Below are 20,460 nucleotides of genomic sequence, written 5' to 3' on the forward strand. Positions count from 1 at the left end.
AAATAACTTTAACTAGCTAAAATAACTGATTGAACTATTTACTTAATCTTTCATCTGTGGTGAGAGTTCGCGCTTCATGTTCTAGCATAACCGGGATTCCATCATGAATAGGGTAAGCCAGTGCATCATGACGACAAACCAGCTCTTGGTGCTCGTCATCGTACTTTAACTCCCCTTTACATAAGGGGCAGGCAAGAATCTCAAGCAGTTTCTTATCCAACATATTCTTTGTGGTTAACCTTTTTCGATCGTACTTGTTCAACCTTTACCTTTAGTTGTTGCCAAAAGGTATCAGGCAGTTTGGCTGTTACCATCAAACTCCAATGGTTGGCGGATACAAAAGGCCTGCACTTCACAGCATCTTTAGTGGTCATTATCACAGGCAAGTCGTCATCAAAATGAATATCTTTTGCTGCTAGTGGTGCATGATCAGCTTTAGAATGAGGTATCACCCGCATTCCCAACGATTCACAGGTTGTAAAAAAACGAGCAGGATTTCCGATGCCCGCCACTCCGTGCACTAGCTTAAAATCACTCATGTTTACTTCAGCCAGCGGGTATTTTTTTCCATTTTGTAACTGTACTAAATATTCCGGTAATAATGTCATTGACTGCTGAGCTAACGGAACACTTAATAACGGTTTGGAGCCATTAACAACCACAAAATCTACTGTCTCAAGCCGCTTTGGAGACTCACGTAGTGGTCCTTGGGGCAAGCAATAGCCATTTCCCAGACCTCGATCGCCATCAATCACTACCAGTTCAATATCCCGGCCTAATGAATAATGCTGCAGACCATCATCAGCAACAATGATATCAGTCTCAGGAAACTGGGTCAGCAACCCTTTAGCTGCTTCTACGCGCTGAGGTGCAACCATGACTGGTACTTCCGTCAGTTGCGCAAGCATAACGGGTTCATCTCCTGCCAGCATGGGATTGCTATCAGAATTAACAAACAGCGGGTAATGATCGACTTTCCCTCCATAACCCCGGCTGATAATACCTGGCGTATAGCCCCACTCTTTCAACTGCTCAACAATAGCCACCACTAAAGGCGTTTTGCCTGTTCCTCCAACAGTAATATTACCCACTACAATTATAGGCACCGGAGGTTGCCAAACAGCTACTGTCCCACAAAGAAAACGCTGTCTTTTATGTTTCACAACCTGCTGATACAGCAGCCTTAAAGGAGCTAACCAATACAGATGACGATCCGGTTGATACCAGGCATTCACTAGCCAGTTCATGGATTCACCAAAATTATAAAAAGCTTAGGCCAGCACAAGGCTGGCCTATATCGACTGAGGTAATAAGAAAATCAGCTAGCCAGTTATTCGTCTTTATCTGATTGTTCTTGGGTAGTAATACTTAAATGAACAAACCCGAGTTGACCTGCAGCATCCATTGCTGTCACTACCGCCTGATAAGGTGCATTGGCATCAGAGGTGATAACTAAAGGTAACTTATTGTTGCCTTTAGACACCTTCCGTAAAGCCGTTTTCAGCGTTTTAATTGACGTATTAACTAGTGATTTAGCATTTACAGCATACTCGCCTGTTTTGCTGATCAAAATTTCAATCTGATCAGGTTGGTTTTCAACAGGCTCACCAGTAGCTTCTGGTAAATCAACACTTAAGTGGGTTTCTTTGGTAAATGTGGTGGTTACCATAAAGAAAATCAGCAGCAAAAACACCACATCAATTAATGGGGTGAGGTTAACAGAAACCTCTTCGGCTGCTTGCCTACGAAACTTCACTTGCCTACCTCACTGTAATCCACTTCACGTTCGCCGTGGAGAACTTCCACCAACTTAGTGGCTTCTTGCTCCATAGCGATGACCAGCTCATCAACCCGGCGCACATAAAAACGGTGCATAATCATTGCCGGAATAGCAATGGTCAGCCCCGCTGCAGTTGTGATCAGGGCTTCTGAAATGCCACCAGCCAAGGCATCAGCATTACCTGTACCTGAAATCTGAATTTCGGCAAATACTTTAATCATGCCGATAACAGTCCCTAGCAAACCAAGTAATGGTGTGATCACTGCAATGGTGCCCAGACTATTGAGAAAACGCTCTAGGTCATGAATAACCCCCGAAGCCGCCTCCTCAATACTTTCTTTCATAATTTCACGTCCATGCTTGGAGTTACTTAACCCTGCAGCCAGGATTTGCCCTAATGGAGAACTTCCCTTAAGTTCTTTTAAGCGTTTGCTGTCAAGCTGTTTATTTTTAATCCATTTCCAAACCAAGGCTAACGTATGTTTTGGTGCAATTTTTGAGGGCCTTAACGTCCAGGCACGTTCGATAATAATAGCCAAGGCAAGAATAGAACAAATAAGAATTGGCAGCATCAACCAGCCACCGGCTACAATGAGTTCTTTCACGACATCTCCCCTTATGAATGTTGGGCCAACTCTAACATAAAGTTATAAGCGACCGAATAGCCTAGCGCTAACTTTTTGTGACCAATATCTAGGATAATCAAGGCGATAGCGCATTATTAAAGCAGGCTTTGTTGCTTTATCAAACAACCACTGAATTGACCCTTCATCTGCTGTATTGTAGGTAACGATTCCTGACTGTTGCAGCCGCTTGACTAATTTTTTATTCGGGTGACCATAACTGTTTTGATAACCCGCCGAAAACAATACAACCACTGGTTTAACCTGATTAACAAAGGATACACTTGTAGCATAATAACTGCCATGATGAGCAGCGACCAACACTGTAGATTGTAATTGCTGCCGCCAGTTATTTATCAGTTGATTTTCTAGTCGTGTGGAAATATCTCCTGTCAGTAGCAGCTGGCTATTCCCCGCTATTATTTGCAATACACAGGATTGCTCGTTCCGATTATTACCTTCAGACCCTGCTAGATAACGAAAAGTAACTTCATCCCACTGCCAGCTTTGCCCTGCCTGACAGGATTGCACTGACTTACTCATAGTTATTTCTGAAGCTGTACCTGACTCAACAGCTTTAATCAATGCAGCCTTATTTAACTCTGTTAATCCACCACTATGGTCTTGATCAGCATGACTAATCACTAGCTTATCCAGTTGATTGATTTGTTTTTGTTTAAAAAAAGGCAAAATAACCGCACCCACAGTACTAAAGCGAGGGTTCCATTGTGGCCCAGTATCATAAATCAACCGATGATTTTTCGTTTCAATCAGGGCCGCCAATCCCTGCCCCACATCAAACAGCGTGAAACGAAACTGGCCGGTTTGCAAAATGGCCGTCATGGGCTTGAAACAGCTTACCAAAACCCCTGTTAATAACAGCCCAGCACGGCCAGGTAATCCTGCTGGTAATAGCCAGGCCAGTGCGAATAACACAACTCCCAGTGGTACTAAACTCAGCACAGTTTGATCGGTCGTTGACAGTTGAGCCAACTGGGCCAGCATATTAACACCTTCCGCCAACCCCAAGTTGATCACTTTCAAGCCAACCCAGCCCCATTCAGAAAAACTGGCCACCACTATTGCACACAGCAAAGCAGGCATTACCACAAACCCCAAAAGGGGGATGACCAGTAAGTTAATTAAAGGGGAAAACCAAACACTGACTTGCTGCCAGTGTATAAATAATGGCAGTAAAACAATCCAAACAATCCACTGGGGTTTAATCCATACAGGCACAATGCCACTAACCAGTCTACGATGACTGAATGCCAGCAATAGCGCGGCAACAGCAACAAAAGAGTACCAAAACCCTGCACTAATGACCGCGAGTGGCTGCCATAGCAATACAAAAAATAAAGCTACCCACCAATAGCTCAATGGTTGAAATTGCCAACGCCCGACAAAAGCAATAGCCCCAATAGTCAACATAATCCAGGCGCGTTGAACAGGTAGCTGAAAACCACTTAGTAAGGCATACCCAGTTGCTAATAGCCAACCAGTACCAATCGCCCATTGCCTGGCTGTAATAACTAAAGGCAATAGTCTTACCTTGACTAGCACTGAGGCAACCAGCCCCCCTAACAGCGCACATAGGCCAATATGTAACCCAGATACAACCACCAAATGTGTCGTACCTGTCTTATTTAGAGCACTCCACTGATTGGGGAGAATTGCAGACTGGTCGCCCAGTAATAATGCCAGGATTAACCCCGGCTCTTCTTCTAATTGCTGGGTAAAGTGCTGCTTCAGCTGCCAGCGCCACTGATCAAACCAGGTTAGCCATTCACAACAAGCCAAGAGTTTATTTTGCTTGCTGCGACTAACATAACCCGTGGCATCAATACCTAACCGAAATAAATAACCTTCATAGTCAAAGGCACCAGGCGAAGCAAAGCCGTGGGGACGCTTGAGTTTGACTAACAACTGCCAGCGTTGCCCTGGCATTAATGTTTGATATTGTTGATACCAGTACAGTCTTAGTTTGTTAGGAGGAAAGTAGGCATCAACCACTGGCTGTCGGCTAGGACTTGCAATATTCACCACTTTAAAATCAAAGCGATATCCATGGGCTCGCTGTTGGGGCATCCCGACAATGTGGCCAGTGATGAGTAAAGATTGACGCTCAAGTGAATTTGGTAACCGTTCTGCTAGCCCTATCAGTCCATAAGTTACTCCCCAGCAATACCCCAATACAAAACTGACTAGGCTCACCAACCAACCACGGCGAATTCGCAAACTAATTACAACCACTACAATTAAAGAGAACAAACCCGTAAACAGATACCATTGATTAAGGGAAGGTAAAGCAGCCACCAGTACACAGCCAAAAGAAAATGCAATCAGACTTCTGTGCATCTGTAGAGAACCATTTAAAATAAATGCATAATACGCGTGTTTAAGAAGGCCATGCAGTTAACACCTTAAAATAGGCTTCTTACTTTGTAGTGATCTAGCAGAGCCCATCAATGCCCAAAAAACTAATCAAGCGCTACCTACCCCATCCAGACATTATTAAAGGTAATAAGTCTCTTCAGCGATTTTTAGGTCACCGAATTCACGACCCTAATCTTTGGCATTTAAACCGCCGTTCTGTTTCAATGGCTTTTTTTGTGGGAGTATTTTGTGCTTTTATTCCAATTCCTTTCCAAATGGTCGTTGCTGCTTTTTTAGCCTTTATTTTTCGCTGTAATTTACCTATTTCTGTGGTACTGGTTTGGATAACCAACCCGTTAACCATGCCAGCTATTTTTTACTTTACCTATAAGATAGGCTGTTATTTACTGAATACGCCAGTACTTGAATTGGAAATGGAATTCACGACAGAATGGATCAGTAAACAGTTTGCTAATATATGGCAACCATTATATTTCGGCTCTATTATTAGTGGCATCCTGTTAGGGCTGGTCAGCTATTTATTAGTTCGTTTGTATTGGCGCTGGCATGTCACCAAGTCATGGTTACATCGCAAAAAAAAGCGGCAACCTAATCAACACGACAAGAACTAATCACCCAACCATTAAATTTTTCTGAACTCTAGAAGTTATTGCATTATGAATAAGCGTTTTAATCCGAGGCGTAAAAACCCTAAACAACAAGGCCGAGGCACTCTAGAAAATATTGTGACTGATGGGCCTCATAATGAATGGCTAGGCATGCCAGATTATTATATTCATACATTAACGGTGGATGGAGAAGAATATAACTACTTAAGCCCCGAAGAAGTACTTGATGTTAATGTGGGTGATAAAGTTGTTTTTCGTTACCAACAGGTAGGTAAAATTAAACGAATTGATAAACGTTCACTGGGCATTGCCATTGACCCAAGTACTTACTTGAATCAGCCCACTGATGATGAATAACAAAAAAAGGGCCGTTAGCTTTTGCTGACAGCCCTTTTCAATAAGAAAGCATCTACTCCTGATGTGTTTTAACTGGTACTAACTGCCCATCTTCCAGCTTTAATACTCGATCCATTTGTTGGGCCAACCCTAAATCATGGGTAACCACTACAAAAGCCGTATTCACCGAATGACTAAGATCATGCATCAACCGATGGATACTATGTGCTGTATGCTGATCCAAGTTTCCTGTCGGTTCATCTAGCAATACACACTTTGGCTGAGTGACTAAAGCACGCGCTATTGCTACCCGTTGCCGCTCACCGCCCGACAACTCACCAGGTTTATGCTGTAGCCTGTGGGATAGTCCCACCTGTTCCAGCAGCTTGATTGAACCTGCTTTGGCTTCCTTTACAGACACTTCTTTGCGCATCAATAATGGCATGGCAACATTTTCGACAGCAGAAAATTCTGGCAATAAATGGTGAAATTGATATACAAACCCCAAGCTACGATTACGAACCAACCCTCTCTGGTTTTCATTAAGCAGAGTAATATCCTGGTTATCGAGCAATACCCTTCCTTTAGAAGGGGTATCCAACCCTCCTAGTAAATTTAACAACGTGGTTTTACCTGAGCCAGAACTACCCACAATACTGACCCGCTCTCCAACCTCTAACTGAAAGTTAACGTTTTTGATTACTTCAACTGTTGCAGGGCCTTCCTGGTAGTACTTGGCTAAGTCCTGACACACTAGTACTGAATGACTACTCATAACGCAAAGCCTCTGCAGGTTGGGTGTTAGCGGCACGGAATGCAGGATAAATAGTGGCTAAAAAGCTCAGTAGCAGGGTTGCACAGGCAATCAAGCCAACATCCTGCCACTGTAATTCGGAGGGTAAATAGCTAATAAAATACACACTTGAGTCTAAAAATTTAAAGTTTAACAACTCTTCAATGGCTTTAATCCAGGAGGGCAAATTAAGCGCAGTAATTACCCCAGTAACTACTCCCAGCAAAGTGCCTAATACTCCAATGACAGCGCCTTGAACCATAAATATGGCCATGACTGTGCGAGTGGTCGCGCCAAGGGTTCTTAAAATAGCAATATCTGACTGCTTATCATTTACTACCATCACCAGAGTGGCGACTATGTTAAAGGAAGCCACTGCAATTATGAGGGTCAACAAAAGTCCTACGATTGTTTTTTCCATTTGGATCGCTTGAAATAGGCTACCATGGGTACGCGTCCAGTCCCGCACGTAATAGCGACCAGGTAACTCACTCGCTACATTCCAAGCGACCTCACGAGCCTTAAATAAGTCGTTAAGCTGTAAACGAATACCTAAAACGCCTTTCTCAATTCTCATTAATTTGGCTGCATCTTTGTAATGGATATAGGCCAAGCTGGCATCCAACTCGGCACCCACACTAAAGATACCGACCACATTGAATCGCTTTAGCCTAGGGAAAATACCCGCAGGGTTAATGGACGCTTCAGGTAGGATTAACGTCACCTTATCCCCAACACTCACCCCCAACTGGCGAGATAAAATATCCCCTAAAACGATGCCAAACTCACCAGGCGCTAGATCAGCTAACTTGCCTGCATCCATATGCTCATCAATAATTGAGACTTTACTTTCATCATCAGGACTAATCCCTTGAATATAGGCACCTTTTACATGACCACCTTGAGTAAGCATGGCCTGAGCGCTAATAAAAGGGGCTGCTCCCACCACATCAGGTGACTGTTCAACCTGTTTAATCAGCTCAGGCCAATTTTCAATGGTACCTTGGGCTGTCGTGATGGAGGCATGGGGGACCATACCCAGAATGCGTTGTTTCAGTTCCCGGTCAAATCCGTTCATCACTGATAACACGACAATCAATACCCAAACCCCCAGGGCTAAGCCTAAAAAGGAAATAAGCGAGGTAAAGGAAATAAAACGATTGCGTCGCTTGGCTGCGGTGTAACGCAAGCCAATAAAAAACGGTAATGGTTTGAACATGAAGTCTTTTGCCTTACAGCCCAGATATTTCACAATCAACGACTAAGCGAGATTGAGCAAAACGTTATGAAAGATTCGGGCTAAAATGTTAATGGAGTTACCAAATAATTAACAGGGCGGTTATTATGCCAGAAGAACTGGCGGATCGGCGCGATTTTTATCGAATCGATGACATTGTTGCAATGAGTTATCAGGTGATGGATGACAGCTATCAGCCTGACTCAAAGCACTTCCCTTTTAATGGCGAAGCTGAAATCTTTCACTTATCCAGCAACCTGCAAACTCTAGAGAGTGAAGCCCATCACTTATTGAGAATTATTAATGATAAGAATCGTGCGATCGCTCAATACTTAAAGAATATAGACCGGCGCCTTCAACTCATGGGTAATGCCGTCGCCTCCTGTAGTAGCGAACTACTCAACTTACCTAAAGTAAAAGTTAGTCTTAGTGAAAGTGGTATTAGCTTTGATCACGCAGAGTCTCTGCCTGCAGATCAATTTATTGCGATTAAATTGGTCTTATTGCCTAGTCATACTGGCTTGTTGATCTCAGGGAAAGTAGTAAAATGTGACAAAATTAAAACTGGTTATCACTACAGAATCACATTTAAACATATACTTGAGCCCGATCGCCAGTTGCTGGCTAAACACATCATTCAATACCAAGCCAAGCAACGGCGACAGCAACTGGAACACTCTAAGCAGGAGTCGTCATCATGAAAACACTTATTCAGGCCACCCTAGCCAGTGGACTTTTATGCCTGGCATGTGTCACTAGCGCTCAAGAACTCACCGTCGGCCAACATGCCCAAGTCAGCCAAAACCAATCACAACCACGTCATGGCATGAAGCAACAAGATGTTCTTACGCAATATGGCCAACCCTCTGAAAAAACGGCTGTTGGCAACCCAGTTATTTCAACCTGGCGCTATGCTAATTTTACCGTCTATTTTGAAAATGATACGGTGCTGCACAGCGTAGCTAATCGAACCTCACAAGAGTAGCGAACCTCTATGAAACTAATTGGTCATCGCGGTGCCCGAGACGAGGCTCCAGAAAATACCATCGCTGGGTTTAAACACGGCATTAGCCTAGGAATACTCGATTTCGAGCTAGACTTACGACTGAGTAAAGATGGCCAACTAGTGGTAATCCATGACGCTACTGTCGATCGCACCACCAACAGTAGTGGTAAAGTGGCAAAATTAACTGCAAAAGAACTAAGCCAGCTAAATGCTCAGTTTGCCCACCCGCTCTGGGACCAGGCATGCCCTGTGCCGCTACTGAAAGACCTACTTAATGCATGCCCTGAAATCAACAGTATCCAGCTAGAAATGAAAGCAGATAATCGCGCTGAGGCGTACGCAGTGGCAGAAGCGACCCATGAATTTTGTCAACAATATAAGGGCAAAACTAACTTAATTTTAACGTCACTTAACCGCCACTGTTTGACAACCTTAGTTCGACTGAAAAGCCCTCAGCCACGTGGTTTAGTAGTCGAGTATTCCTTCCCTCCCCCCATCCACACCGCTAAAAAACTTGGTTGCCAGTATTTATGCCTTGATCAGATACTCTGCTCTTCAGCTCGAGTCAAAGCCGCCACTAATGCAGGTTTAACCGTATCAGTATGGACAGTCAATGAATTAGAGGTAGCAAGGAAGTTAGCAGCTATTCGAGGGGTCAGTAGTTTAATTACTGACCGTCCTAGTGAGCTAATGGAATTGTTTCAGGACGCAGCATAGTTTTGCCTCCTCCTCTTTTTTTATCTAGAGGGAGAGGCAAAAAATAGCTAAAAGTTATTATAAGGTGCTTTAAAACAGTCGATTCAACCCATTCAACGCTGCCACCCGATAAGCTTCCGCCATCGTAGGATAATTAAAGGTCGTATTCACAAAATAATTCAGGGTATTAGCTTCACCTTTTTGACTCATAATAGCTTGACCGATATGGACAATTTCAGAGGCCCGATCACCAAAGCAGTGAATTCCTAATACTTCCAATGTTTCCCGGTGGAATAAAATTTTCAGCATCCCTACAGGTTCATTACTGATTTGTGCTCTAGCCATGGATCTGAAGTTAGCTTGCCCTACTTCATAAGGTACTTTTTCTGCCGTTAAGTCCTGTTCTGTTTTGCCCACTGAGCTAATTTCTGGAATGGTGTAAATGCCAGTAGGTACATCATCAACAAACCGCCAGTCATTCTCTGCCGCAATATTGCCTGCAGCTGAGCGCCCCTGATCAAAAGCTGCACTGGCTAAACTAGGCCAACCAATCACATCACCTGCTGCATAAATATTTTCAACAGAGGTTTGATAATGTTTATTGACCTCCAACTGCCCACGACTATTAGGCTCTATTCCGACATTTTCCAGCCCCATTTCTTGCGTATTACCCGTCCGGCCATTAGCCCACAACAAAGCATCGGATTTTACTTTTTTACCTGATTTTAAGTACAACACCACGCCATCATCAGTACCTTCGATTTTGTCATACTCTTCTCGGTGGCGAATCAGTACTCCTTGATGACGCAAGTGATAACTGAGTGCGTCAGAAATTTCATCATCCAAAAAGGACAGCAAACGATCACGGGTATTAATTAAATCAACCTTAACCCCAAGGCCACTGAAAATAGAGGCATATTCACAGCCAATAACCCCAGCACCATAAATAATAATACGACGAGGGGTGTGCTTCAGTTGCAAGATAGTATCACTGTCATAAATCCGCTCATGGTTAAAATCCACATTGCTAGGTCGATAAGGCCTTGAGCCAGTGGCAATTACGATATCCTTGGTTACCAGTCGCTCAATAGAGCCATTATGTTGCACCACTTCAACCGTGTTTTGATCAATTAAACTACCATGCCCAAATAAAATATTAATCCGGTTCCGTGCATAATATTGGGTTCGTGACTTTACTTGCTTGCTGATGACACTTTCTGCTTTTTTCAGCACATTGGGAAAACTGAACCAACGAGGTTCACCAATGGCTCTAAACATCGGATCCGTGTTAAATGATATAATTTCTTTGACTGAGTGGCGCAATGCCTTCGATGGTATCGTCCCTAAATGAGTGCAGTTCCCCCCCACCAGTGCTGACTGCTCCACCACGGCCACTCGCTTACCTAGCTTAACAGCATTCATTGCTGCCCCTTCGCCAGCAGGCCCGGAACCTAGCACCACCACATCATAGTTCGTTACACCCATGATTATAAAAACTCCAACATCAATTAATTGTTACTGATTTCTTTTTATTTGTTGTCTTATAGCCCAACTTTAAACATCGCGAGTGATCTTTAGGGTTTATTATCGTCGCTCAGCCCAAGGATGGTGTAAATGCAGCTTATACAGCATTAAACAATCATTTATAAAAATATAAACTCATGGAGCTTCATCGCTCGACAGCCACCCTAAAAATCATTCGCATTGGCTATATTTCATCAGCTATCAATAGCTTTAAATTTGATTAACCAGCACAAGGGCATAACGGAGGCTTACATCCCAAGTGTCAGCTACTGATGACTTAGGCTATACACAAATAAATTAGCGTTCTGGTGAGCGACTTGGGCTGGCATTGTAAAACAAGTCATCTTCTATGCTGGACTGGGCAAGCTGTTGCTGTTGTTTTTCTTTATCGCACTTCGCCTGATCACCACCACAAATATCACAGGCAGTTCCCATGCCCAAAGCGCTGATACCCCCACAAGAGCCTTTAATAGGCTTGTTTGCCATGATCACACCCACAGCCATAGCAACTACAATCAGCAGCATCAAACAAAATGCCAGAAAGATAGTCATCTTTAATACCTCAATTAATTGCTGTTAGTGGCAAGATACGCCTTAAATGCTTCGCTTGCTAGCGATTTAAAACCCTGTTCTGTTTTGACAATAAAATAAGCAGCGATGTTTTCCTGGTTAGCAATTGCCAGTCCTTGCTCTGGCCCCAACACCATAAACATAGTGGATAAGCCATCCGCTTTTGCAACAGTTTTATCAATCACCGTTACTGAAGCCAGTCGATGGGTAATTGGGTAGCCAGTCCGTGGATCAATGGTATGGGAATAACGCTTACCACCTGCTTCAAAGTAATTGCGGTAATCACCCGACGTCGCTACGCCTTTGTCATTAACTGGGATCACCATATTAGCCTCACGCTTTAATAGCTCCGGCTGTTCAATACCAATTTGCCAATGCTGACCATTAGGTTTAATACCCTTTGCTTTAATTTCTCCACCTACTTCTACCATGTAACTGTTTACAGAAAGCCCTTCCAGTGCTTTAGCAACCTGATCAACTGCATAACCTTTCGCAATTGATGATAAGTCCACAAACACTGGCTTACGCTTAGTCAGCTGACTTTGTTGCTTATCTACTTCAACGCTGTCATAACCTACCTTGGCAAAAGCCGCCTTTATCTCCTGCTCAGCGGGTACCTGATCGGGGCGATGATCCGGACCAAACCCCCATAGGTTGACTAACGGCCCTACTGTCACATCATAGGCACCTGAGGATAGCCTGGACAGTTGCTGACTTAATACAACTAATTCAACAATATCCGCTGAAAGAGTATAAGACTGGTTAATTGCAGCAGCATTGAACTGCATTAATTCAGAATGATTAATATAAGTCGACATTCGGGCATTAATATCATCCAACACCTGTTGTACAGCCTGTTGAACCTGCTTTTTGGTTGCTTTTGTATTGCTATCGGCTACATATTTCACATGATAGCGAGTCCCCATCGTGGGACCTGCTACTTGTTCTATTTTGGCTGAATTACAACCTGTCAATAAAAATAACAATCCACAAATAACAACTGAAAGCCTAATTGCTCTCTGCACTACTTACCTCACATTAGCCTGAAAAACAAAAGGGTTCAGAAGCACACCTCTGAACCCTTTTTGACTCCACTTAGTGGTGTTTAACCACCAAAGTCATCAAGCAGAATATTATCTCGCTCAACCCCAAGATCTTCTAGCATCTTGATTACTGCAGCATTCATCATGGGTGGACCACACATATAGAACTCACAGTCTTCGGGTGCTGGATGGTCTTTCAAGTAGTTTTCATACAACACCTGATGGATAAACCCTGTATAACCTTCCCAGTTGTCTTCAGGTAATGGATCAGACAGTGCCAAGTGCCATTTAAAGTTCTCGTTTTCTTCCTGTAATTGGTCATATTCTTCTGTATAAAACGCTTCACGTAGTGAACGTGCACCATACCAGAAAGAAATTTTCCGCTTAGAGCTAAGACGCTTCAACTGGTCAAAAATATGTGACCGCATAGGAGCCATACCGGCACCACCACCTACAAAGACCATTTCGGCATCAGTCTCTTTGGCAAAAAACTCACCAAATGGGCCATAAACAGAGATTTTGTCACCCGGTTTCAAATTAAATACAAAAGATGACATTTGCCCAGGTGGATGCTTAGTGCCAGGAGGTGGTGAAGCAATTCGAATATTGAACTTCAAGATACCCTTCTCTTCCGGGTAGTTTGCCATGGAGTAAGCACGAATCACGGTTTCATCAACCTTTGACTCATACTTAAACTGATCAAAGCGATCCCAATCACCTCGATACTCTTCTGGAATATCAAAGTCTTTGTAATAGACATGATGAGGTGGTGCTTCTAACTGCACATATCCCCCCGCTCGGAAGTCAACGTTTTCACCTTCAGGCAACTTCAACGTCAGCTCTTTAATGAAAGTTGCCACGTTGTCATTAGCAACAACCTCACACTCCCATTTTTTGACCCCAAAGAACTCTTCTGGCACTTCAATTTTCATGTCGTGTTTAACAGCTACCTGGCAGGCCAAGCGCCAGCCTTCTTTAGCATCACGGCGAGTAAAGTGCGGCTCTTCCGTTGGCAGCATTGAACCACCACCATCAAGCACTTTACATTTACACTGAGCACAGGTACCACCCCCACCACAGGCTGAGGAAAGAAAGATATTCTGTGCTGCCAACGTTTGCAGGAGTTTACTCCCCGCTGGCACCTTAACTGCCTTATCAGGATCATCATTGATACTAATGGTGACATCACCTGAACTCACCAATTTCGAACGAGCAACCAAAATTACCGCAACCAACACCAATACGATTACGGTGAACATGGTTACTCCGGTAAGAATTACACCCGTTTCACTCATCGTTCAAAACCTTCTTTTTGTGTCTTAAAGCTGCACGCCTGAGAAAGACATAAACCCAAGTGACATCAAACCTACGGTTATGAAAGTCACCCCCAGACCACGCAAGCCAGCTGGTACATCGCTATATTTGAGCTTTTCACGAATACCTGCCAATGCAGTAATCGCTAGTGCCCAACCTAAACCAGCACCCATGCCATACACAGCACTTTCACCAAAGGTATAATCACGCTCTACCATAAACAGTGAAGCCCCCATAATGGCGCAGTTTACGGTTATTAGCGGTAGGAATACGCCCAGCGCGTTATAAAGAGCAGGCACATAGCGGTCTAAGAACATTTCCAGGATTTGCACGATAGCAGCGATTACGCCAATGTAGCTCAGCAGGCCTAAAAAGCTTAAGTCCACATCAGGTAAGCCTGCCCAAGCTAAAGCCCCATCTTTCAGCACATGCTGGTAAATCAGGTTGTTAACTGGAACAGTAATCGCTAATACCACAATGACCGCAATACCAAGACCAATCGCTGTTTGAATTTTCTTGGAAATTGCCAGAAAGGTACACATTCCCAAGAAAAAGGCTAATGCCATGTTTTCAATAAAAACAGCTTTAACAAACAGGCTTAAATAATGTTCTAACATTACATCGCCTCCTTAAACTGGCTTTGAGGCGCCATTTTGTACTCAGGCTCTTCCACTTGGTCTTTTTTCCAAGTCCGTAACGCCCAGATAAGCAAGCCAATCAGGAAGAAAGCGCTTGGTGGTAACAACAATAAGCCATTGGGCTGATACCAACCGCCTTCATTAACTACTGGCAAGATTTCAATACCCAGTAGTTTGCCTGCACCAAACAACTCACGAATCGTACCTACAATAATCAGGATAACGCTGTAACCTAAGCCATTACCGATACCATCCAAAAAGCTGGGTAATGGAGGGTTTTTCATGGCAAACGCTTCTGCACGACCCATTACAATACAGTTGGTAATAATCAAGCCAACGAATACTGACAACTGCTTACTGATGCTATAGGCATAAGCTTTTAGTAACTGATCAACCACAATTACCAACGAGGCAATAATGGTCATCTGCACGATGATCCGAATATTGTTTGGAATTTGAGTACGAATTAGAGAAATAAACAGGTTAGAAAAAGCCGTTACCGAGGTAAGGGCAATACACATTACCAACGTCACCTGCAAACTGGTGGTAACGGCTAACGCAGAACAAATACCTAGTATTTGCAAAGCAATTGGGTTGTTATTGAAAATCGGCGTTAGCAGAATTTCTTTTGCTTTAACAGTCATTGCTATGCCTCCCCTTTCCTAAAGTTGGTTAAGAAAGGTCCAAAACCGTTTTCACCCAGCCAGAAGTGCAATAAGTTTTGCAAGCCTCGGCTCGTTAATGTTGCACCAGCCAGTCCGTCTACCTGATGTTTAAAGCGAGGGCTTTCTGGGTTGGCGCCACCTTTGACAATGGAAATATCCACTGCAAACTGGTCACTGTAGACTTCCTTACCAGGCCATTGCGCTTTCCATTTAGGGTTATCCACTTCCCCACCTAAACCCGGTGTTTCACCGTGGTCATAAAAGCCTAAGCCGACCACAGTTCTAGTATCCCCTTCCAAAGCAAGAAAACCGTACAAAGTTGACCATAAACCATAGCCATGAACAGGCAGAATCAACTTCTCAATTTTTCCCTGCTTTTCCACCAAGTAAATCGTGGCATAGTGAGCACGACGTTTAATACTGGCTATGTCGTCTTCACCACTGAGTACTTCAGATAACTTAGGGTTCTTAGCTGCCGAGCGCTGCTCATAAGATTTAGCATCCACAGCATCAGAGAACTTACCCGTACGTAGGTCAACAATTTTAGTTTTGATTTGCTTGAACTGTTCTTTTACAGATGATCCTTCTTCCATTAATCCAGCAATTTCAAGAATACTGCGCTGCATTGACAGCTTCTTGTTTTCAGTTTGAGCCGGTTTTAGGAAAACTGCAGCACTGGATACGACAATGGAGCAAACCAAACAGAGCAATACGGTAACAATGACCGTTCTTTGAATGGTATCGTTATTAGCTGACATTGGCTCTTGCCTCCCGACGCTTGATATTGGCCTGAACCACGAAGTGGTCAATCAAGGGTGCAAATAAGTTGGCAAACAAAATGGCCAGCATCATGCCTTCTGGAAAGGCTGGGTTAATCACCCGGATCAACACTACCATCACCCCAATCAAACCACCAAAATACCATTTACCTTTATCCGTCATTGCTGCAGACACAGGGTCAGTGGCCATAAAGAACATACCAAAGGCAAATCCACCCAGCACTAAATGCCAGTACCAGGGCATGGAAAACATAGCATTGGTATCAGAACCTACCAGGTTGAAGAGCAAAGAAGTGGCAATCATGCCAATCATCACCCCAGCGACAATCCGCCAGGAGGCAATGCCCATCACTAGAAGCACAATGCCACCAAGTGCAATGGCAAAGGTTGAGGTCTCACCAATAGACCCTTGCATAAAGCCAAAGAATGCATTGGACCAGTTAAGCTGTTGCTGTAACACATTCATGCCTTCAGAAGCAGCTACACTCAAGGCAGTCGCGCCACTAAAGCCGTCAACAGCAGTCCACACAGAATCACCGGACATTTCAGCGGGGTAAGCAAAGAACAAGAAAGCCCGTCCTGTCAGTGCAGGGTTCAAGAAGTTCTTGCCAGTACCACCAAACACTTCCTTACCAATGACAACACCAAAGCTAATACCTAAAGCGGCTTGCCATAAAGGAATATCAGGCGGAAGGATTAGAGCAAATAGTACAGAGGTTACGAAGAAGCCTTCGTTAACTTCATGCCCCCTAATGGAAGCAAACAGCACCTCCCAAAAGCCGCCCACTATAAACACTACAAAATAAATGGGGATAAAATAAGCGGCACCATGAATGAAGCAGTCCCAGATACTATCAGCTGAGTAGCCTGCAAACATTTCAATAAAGCCAGCACGCCAGCCTTCCATTGCAGCCAATCCTAAGTCTGCCATGGCTGTATTGGCCTGTAGACCCACGTTGTACATACCAAAGAACATGGCTGGGAAAGTACAAAACCAAACGGTAATCATCATCCGTTTCAGGTCTATACCATCTCGGACGTGGGAGGTAGTGGCTGTTACCTTACCTGGGGTATAAAAAATGGTGTCCACCGCCTCATATAAGGCATACCATTTTTCGTATTTACCCCCTTTGTGAAAGTTAGGTTCAATTTTGTCTAAAAGCTGTCTTAATCCCATGGCTTACCCCTCCACTTCAATTCGTGTCAGGTTATCGCGCAGGATGGGACCATATTCGTACTTACCTGCACACACATAGCTGCACAAGGAAAGGTCTTCTTCATCCAGCTCCAAACAACCCAGTTGTTGAGCTACCACGGTATCACCAACAATCAGTGCCCGTAATAATTGGGTAGGCAGAATATCCAGTGGCATGACTTTCTCGTAATTGCCCACTGGCACCATGGCCCGCGCACTACCATTAGTGGTAGTGGTAAAATTAAGCAGCCGGCTAGGTGACAGCTTAGAAAGGAAAATACCTAACACAGAGTGCTTGTTTGTACCTGGAGATAACCACCCCATGAACTCCCGCTGGCTACCTTCCAACAAAATAGAAACTTGAACATGATAGCGGCCCAGATAAGCAAAAGGCCCTTTACCACTGCGACCACCAAAGACAGAACCTGAAATCAAGCGGTTTTCACCAGCTTTTTGCTCACCAGCACAAAGTTCATCAAAGCTTGCACCCACCCGGGTTCTCACCAGACGTGGTTTCTCAGCTTGAGGGCCCCCTAGTGCCACCACCCGGTCAACATATAATTTACCGGTAGTGAACAGTTTGCCGATAGCAATCACATCTTGATAACCCACATACCAAACGGATTTATGGGCGTTAACAGGGTCTAAATGGTGAATATGGGTACCCGGTAAACCTGCAGGATGAGGCCCCGCAAAGGTTTCAGTGACTACCTTGGCATTCCCTGTTGGAATTTGCTTATCAGGCGCATGACAAACAAACACTTTACCTTCAGTCAACCGACTGATGACTTCCAACCCTTCGCCAAAGGCTTCCGCTTGCTCAGCAATAATTAATGCTGGGTCAGCCGCTAATGGATTGGTATCAATGGCAGTGACAAAAATAGAATGAGGCACTGCATCTACCGCAGGCACTTTGCTATAAGGACGGGTTCGAAATGCGGTCCATTGTCCAGACTTAAGCAAATTATCAACCACTTGCTCACGACTTAGCGTGGACAGTTGGCTTGCCTCATATTGAGTAAAGGTTACTTCCTCATCACCTTCGATATTAATGACAAGGGACTGGAACACCCGTTTCTCGCCACGATTAATTGCAGCGACTACGCCTGCAGCAGGTGCTGTATAAAAGATACCAGGGGATTTTTTATCCTCGAAAAGAATTTGGCCTTTTTTGACACGATCTCCCTCCGCCACTTGCATGGTCGGTTTCATGCCAGGATAGTCAAAGCCAACAACTGCCACGGATGTTACTTGGCGGCCATCGTCAGCAATCACCTGTTCTGGTGAACCGGTTATGGGTAGATCAAGGCCCCGTTTGATATTGATCATACGTCGATGCCTAATCACTAGTTAACGATGAAGGTCAGCTCTAAATAGCCCTCCTTCACCAAACTGACGTTTATTTGTTATTAGATCAGTCTAGTGAAAATAAGGAATATTGTATTAACAAAATATAAGACCAGTGTTTCCATCCCGTTTCTGGGGATTGGTGACTTATATGATCTTAATACAACAACAAGCTAATTTTTCGCCCATCAAGCTAATTTAGAGTATGAACCCAGGAAAAAAACGGCCACATTATAATGAGCGGCTTGCAAATATGCCACCTATCATCATGGTTTGGTTGGTTTTTTTTATTTAAGATAGAACATTCAAGATTATTTTTTACCCAAACATAAAAAAACGCTCCAATTGGGAGCGTTTTTTTAGTCAACCAGTTTAAACATCATTCATTTTTAGGTAGCACGGGTTGGTTAACCCCTGCCAACATTTGCAGCACGCGGTTAACCTGACAGCTATAGCCAAACTCGTTGTCATACCACACATAAAGTACACAACGATCTTCATCAACTATTGTGGCTTCAGCATCAACAATTCCCGCATACCGGGAACCCACAAAGTCTGATGACACTACTTCGGGAGAATTCACAAAATCTATTTGACGTCTTAAGTCAGAATAAAGAGACACATGACGCAGGTAGTCATTGAGTCCTTCAACAGAGGTATTTTCTGTCAAATTCAGATTTAAAATAGCTAACGACACATTAGGAGTAGGTACTCGAATGGCATTACCTGTCAACTTACCTTTTAACTCAGGTAATGCTTTTGCTACTGCCTTGGCAGCTCCCGTTTCAGTGATGACCATATTAAGTGCAGCACTGCGGCCACGGCGATCACCTTTGTGATAGTTATCAATTAAGTTTTGGTCGTTGGTATAAGAATGTACCGTTTCAACATGGCCATTTTTGATTCCAAACTTATCATTAATAGCTTTCAGTACAGGGGTAATGGCATTCGTTGTACAAGAAGCTGCAGAAAGAATTCTATCATCCTCATTCACCAAATGGTGGTTGACGCCATAAACAATATTCTTAATTTCGCCTTTACCTGGAGCCGTCAACAGTACTCGATCAATTCCAGGACACTTAAGGTGCATCCCTAAACTTTCTTCATCCCGCCAGATGCCCGTGTTATCCACCACAATAGCATTTTGAATGCCATATTGGGTGTAATCCACTGAATCTGGGGAGTTAGAATAAATTACTTTTACATAACTACCATTGATAATCAGTGCCGTATTTTCTTCATCAATGGTAATCGTACCAGCAAAAGAGCCATGAATAGAGTCACGACGCAACAGGCTGGCACGCTTCAATAGGTCATTTTTAGCACCACCTTTACGCACTACAATGGCACGTAAGTTTAAGCCTTCACCACCACCAGCACGTTCGATAAGGATCCGGGCCATCAAACGACCAATTCGGCCAAACCCGTAAAGCACTACATCCTGGCCTTTCTGCTCATCTAAGCCTTTTTTTCCAACCACGTCCGCAACTTCATCACGGACAAAGGCTTCCAGGTCCTGGCCCTGACCTTGAGTTTTATATTTGATAGCCAGTTTACCAATATCAATCCGCGCAGGCCCCAGGTCTAACTCCGTCAACAATTTTAAAATAGGGTAACTGTCTTCTACCGATAACTCTTCTTTTTCGAGTTGGCGAACAAAACGGTGGGCTTTAATAATATCAATAACAGAGCGGTTAATGACTGGACGGCTGTAAACGGAAGTAATGACATGGTTTTCCCGATACAGTTTTCCAATCAGCGGAATCATCGACTCGGCAATGGCTTCTCGGTTTTTCCACTGCTGGAAGTAATCGTTTTGCTGTTGCTTCACGGATTTATACCTTTATATCCTAAATTACTTAAGCTCAAACTTACGGACACTTATATTTTAGAGGCGCCCTGATGTTTA

General features: G+C 43.8%; 22 protein-coding genes. 5 read left to right on the forward strand and 17 right to left on the reverse strand.

Annotated elements, in window-relative coordinates:
- Window positions 1–34: 34 nt before the first annotated feature.
- The 5 genes from G4Y78_RS15670 to G4Y78_RS15690 form a co-directional block, all read right to left on the reverse strand.
- Complete coding sequence (locus G4Y78_RS15670) at window positions 35–220, reverse strand: Trm112 family protein (protein ID WP_163836491.1); 186 nt, start codon at window positions 218–220, stop codon at window positions 35–37.
- Window positions 213–1,247, reverse strand: a complete 1,035-nt coding sequence (gene lpxK / locus G4Y78_RS15675; protein WP_163833920.1) for a tetraacyldisaccharide 4'-kinase — start codon at window positions 1,245–1,247, stop codon at window positions 213–215. The genes G4Y78_RS15670 and lpxK overlap by 8 nt, the downstream gene beginning before the upstream one ends.
- An 83-nt stretch (window positions 1,248–1,330) precedes the next feature.
- Window positions 1,331–1,756: an ExbD/TolR family protein gene (locus tag G4Y78_RS15680; RefSeq protein ID WP_163833921.1), complete on the reverse strand. Its 426-nt coding sequence runs from the start codon at window positions 1,754–1,756 to the stop codon at window positions 1,331–1,333.
- Window positions 1,753–2,385, reverse strand: coding sequence for a MotA/TolQ/ExbB proton channel family protein (locus tag G4Y78_RS15685; protein WP_163833922.1), 633 nt, complete (start codon window positions 2,383–2,385; stop codon window positions 1,753–1,755). The genes G4Y78_RS15680 and G4Y78_RS15685 overlap by 4 nt, the downstream gene beginning before the upstream one ends.
- A 42-nt stretch (window positions 2,386–2,427) precedes the next feature.
- The gene (locus tag G4Y78_RS15690) at window positions 2,428–4,761 is read right to left on the reverse strand and encodes a DNA internalization-related competence protein ComEC/Rec2 (protein WP_163833923.1); all 2,334 of its coding nucleotides are present in this window, start codon (window positions 4,759–4,761) and stop codon (window positions 2,428–2,430) included.
- Window positions 4,762–4,871: 110 nt separating this feature from the next.
- On the opposite strand from G4Y78_RS15690, the gene G4Y78_RS15695 reads away from it, so the two are divergent.
- Together G4Y78_RS15695 and G4Y78_RS15700 are read left to right on the forward strand one after the other, a co-directional pair.
- Window positions 4,872–5,411 (forward strand): DUF2062 domain-containing protein, encoded by a 540-nt coding sequence (locus tag G4Y78_RS15695; RefSeq protein WP_163833924.1) that lies wholly within the window; start codon window positions 4,872–4,874, stop codon window positions 5,409–5,411.
- A 45-nt stretch (window positions 5,412–5,456) separates the two neighbouring features.
- Window positions 5,457–5,765, forward strand: coding sequence for a hypothetical protein (locus G4Y78_RS15700; protein WP_163833925.1), 309 nt, complete (start codon window positions 5,457–5,459; stop codon window positions 5,763–5,765).
- A 52-nt stretch (window positions 5,766–5,817) separates the two neighbouring features.
- Here the strand turns inward: G4Y78_RS15700 and lolD are convergent, their stop codons facing one another.
- Both lolD and G4Y78_RS15710 read right to left on the reverse strand, forming a co-directional pair.
- A complete protein-coding gene (gene lolD, locus G4Y78_RS15705) occupies window positions 5,818–6,519 on the reverse strand; it encodes a lipoprotein-releasing ABC transporter ATP-binding protein LolD (RefSeq protein ID WP_163833926.1) in 702 nt (233 codons plus the stop codon).
- Complete coding sequence (locus G4Y78_RS15710; RefSeq protein WP_163833927.1) at window positions 6,512–7,756, reverse strand: lipoprotein-releasing ABC transporter permease subunit; 1,245 nt, start codon at window positions 7,754–7,756, stop codon at window positions 6,512–6,514. The genes lolD and G4Y78_RS15710 overlap by 8 nt, the downstream gene beginning before the upstream one ends.
- A gap of 125 nt (window positions 7,757–7,881) precedes the next feature.
- Here G4Y78_RS15710 and G4Y78_RS15715 point away from each other — a divergent pair, with 125 nt between their 5' ends.
- The 3 genes from G4Y78_RS15715 to G4Y78_RS15725 are packed head-to-tail and all read left to right on the forward strand — an operon-like array spanning window position 7,882 to window position 9,497.
- A complete protein-coding gene (locus G4Y78_RS15715) occupies window positions 7,882–8,475 on the forward strand; it encodes a PilZ domain-containing protein (protein WP_163833928.1) in 594 nt (197 codons plus the stop codon).
- A complete protein-coding gene (locus tag G4Y78_RS15720; protein WP_163833929.1) occupies window positions 8,472–8,759 on the forward strand; it encodes a hypothetical protein in 288 nt (95 codons plus the stop codon). The genes G4Y78_RS15715 and G4Y78_RS15720 overlap by 4 nt, the downstream gene beginning before the upstream one ends.
- Before the next feature lie 9 nt (window positions 8,760–8,768).
- Complete coding sequence (locus tag G4Y78_RS15725; RefSeq protein WP_163833930.1) at window positions 8,769–9,497, forward strand: glycerophosphodiester phosphodiesterase; 729 nt, start codon at window positions 8,769–8,771, stop codon at window positions 9,495–9,497.
- 69 nt (window positions 9,498–9,566) lie between these two features.
- On the opposite strand, the gene sthA is transcribed toward G4Y78_RS15725, so the two are convergent.
- From sthA to G4Y78_RS15775, 10 genes are all read right to left on the reverse strand, one after another.
- A complete protein-coding gene (gene sthA / locus G4Y78_RS15730; protein WP_163833931.1) occupies window positions 9,567–10,961 on the reverse strand; it encodes a Si-specific NAD(P)(+) transhydrogenase in 1,395 nt (464 codons plus the stop codon).
- Between the two features lie 336 nt (window positions 10,962–11,297).
- Window positions 11,298–11,552, reverse strand: coding sequence for a (Na+)-NQR maturation NqrM (gene nqrM / locus G4Y78_RS15735; RefSeq protein ID WP_163833932.1), 255 nt, complete (start codon window positions 11,550–11,552; stop codon window positions 11,298–11,300).
- Window positions 11,553–11,566: 14 nt separating this feature from the next.
- Window positions 11,567–12,595: an FAD:protein FMN transferase gene (locus G4Y78_RS15740; protein WP_230425602.1), complete on the reverse strand. Its 1,029-nt coding sequence runs from the start codon at window positions 12,593–12,595 to the stop codon at window positions 11,567–11,569.
- A gap of 80 nt (window positions 12,596–12,675) precedes the next feature.
- Window positions 12,676–13,908, reverse strand: a complete 1,233-nt coding sequence (nqrF, locus tag G4Y78_RS15745) for an NADH:ubiquinone reductase (Na(+)-transporting) subunit F (protein ID WP_163833933.1) — start codon at window positions 13,906–13,908, stop codon at window positions 12,676–12,678.
- A gap of 24 nt (window positions 13,909–13,932) precedes the next feature.
- The gene (gene nqrE, locus G4Y78_RS15750; protein WP_163833934.1) at window positions 13,933–14,544 is read right to left on the reverse strand and encodes an NADH:ubiquinone reductase (Na(+)-transporting) subunit E; all 612 of its coding nucleotides are present in this window, start codon (window positions 14,542–14,544) and stop codon (window positions 13,933–13,935) included.
- Window positions 14,544–15,209 carry an NADH:ubiquinone reductase (Na(+)-transporting) subunit D gene (locus tag G4Y78_RS15755; protein ID WP_163833935.1) on the reverse strand — a complete coding sequence of 222 codons (666 nt, stop codon included), beginning with the start codon at window positions 15,207–15,209 and terminating at the stop codon, window positions 14,544–14,546. Before G4Y78_RS15755 ends, nqrE begins: the two co-directional genes overlap by 1 nt.
- Before the next feature lie 2 nt (window positions 15,210–15,211).
- Window positions 15,212–15,988: a Na(+)-translocating NADH-quinone reductase subunit C gene (locus G4Y78_RS15760; protein ID WP_163833936.1), complete on the reverse strand. Its 777-nt coding sequence runs from the start codon at window positions 15,986–15,988 to the stop codon at window positions 15,212–15,214.
- Complete coding sequence (locus G4Y78_RS15765) at window positions 15,978–17,186, reverse strand: NADH:ubiquinone reductase (Na(+)-transporting) subunit B (RefSeq protein ID WP_163833937.1); 1,209 nt, start codon at window positions 17,184–17,186, stop codon at window positions 15,978–15,980. Before G4Y78_RS15765 ends, G4Y78_RS15760 begins: the two co-directional genes overlap by 11 nt.
- A gap of 3 nt (window positions 17,187–17,189) precedes the next feature.
- Window positions 17,190–18,533, reverse strand: a complete 1,344-nt coding sequence (locus tag G4Y78_RS15770) for a Na(+)-translocating NADH-quinone reductase subunit A (RefSeq protein ID WP_163833938.1) — start codon at window positions 18,531–18,533, stop codon at window positions 17,190–17,192.
- A gap of 397 nt (window positions 18,534–18,930) precedes the next feature.
- The gene (locus tag G4Y78_RS15775) at window positions 18,931–20,382 is read right to left on the reverse strand and encodes a glyceraldehyde-3-phosphate dehydrogenase (RefSeq protein WP_163833939.1); all 1,452 of its coding nucleotides are present in this window, start codon (window positions 20,380–20,382) and stop codon (window positions 18,931–18,933) included.
- Window positions 20,383–20,460: the final 78 nt, after the last annotated feature.

Source organism: Spartinivicinus ruber (assembly GCF_011009015.1).
GTDB classification, from domain to species: domain Bacteria; phylum Pseudomonadota; class Gammaproteobacteria; order Pseudomonadales; family Zooshikellaceae; genus Spartinivicinus; species Spartinivicinus ruber.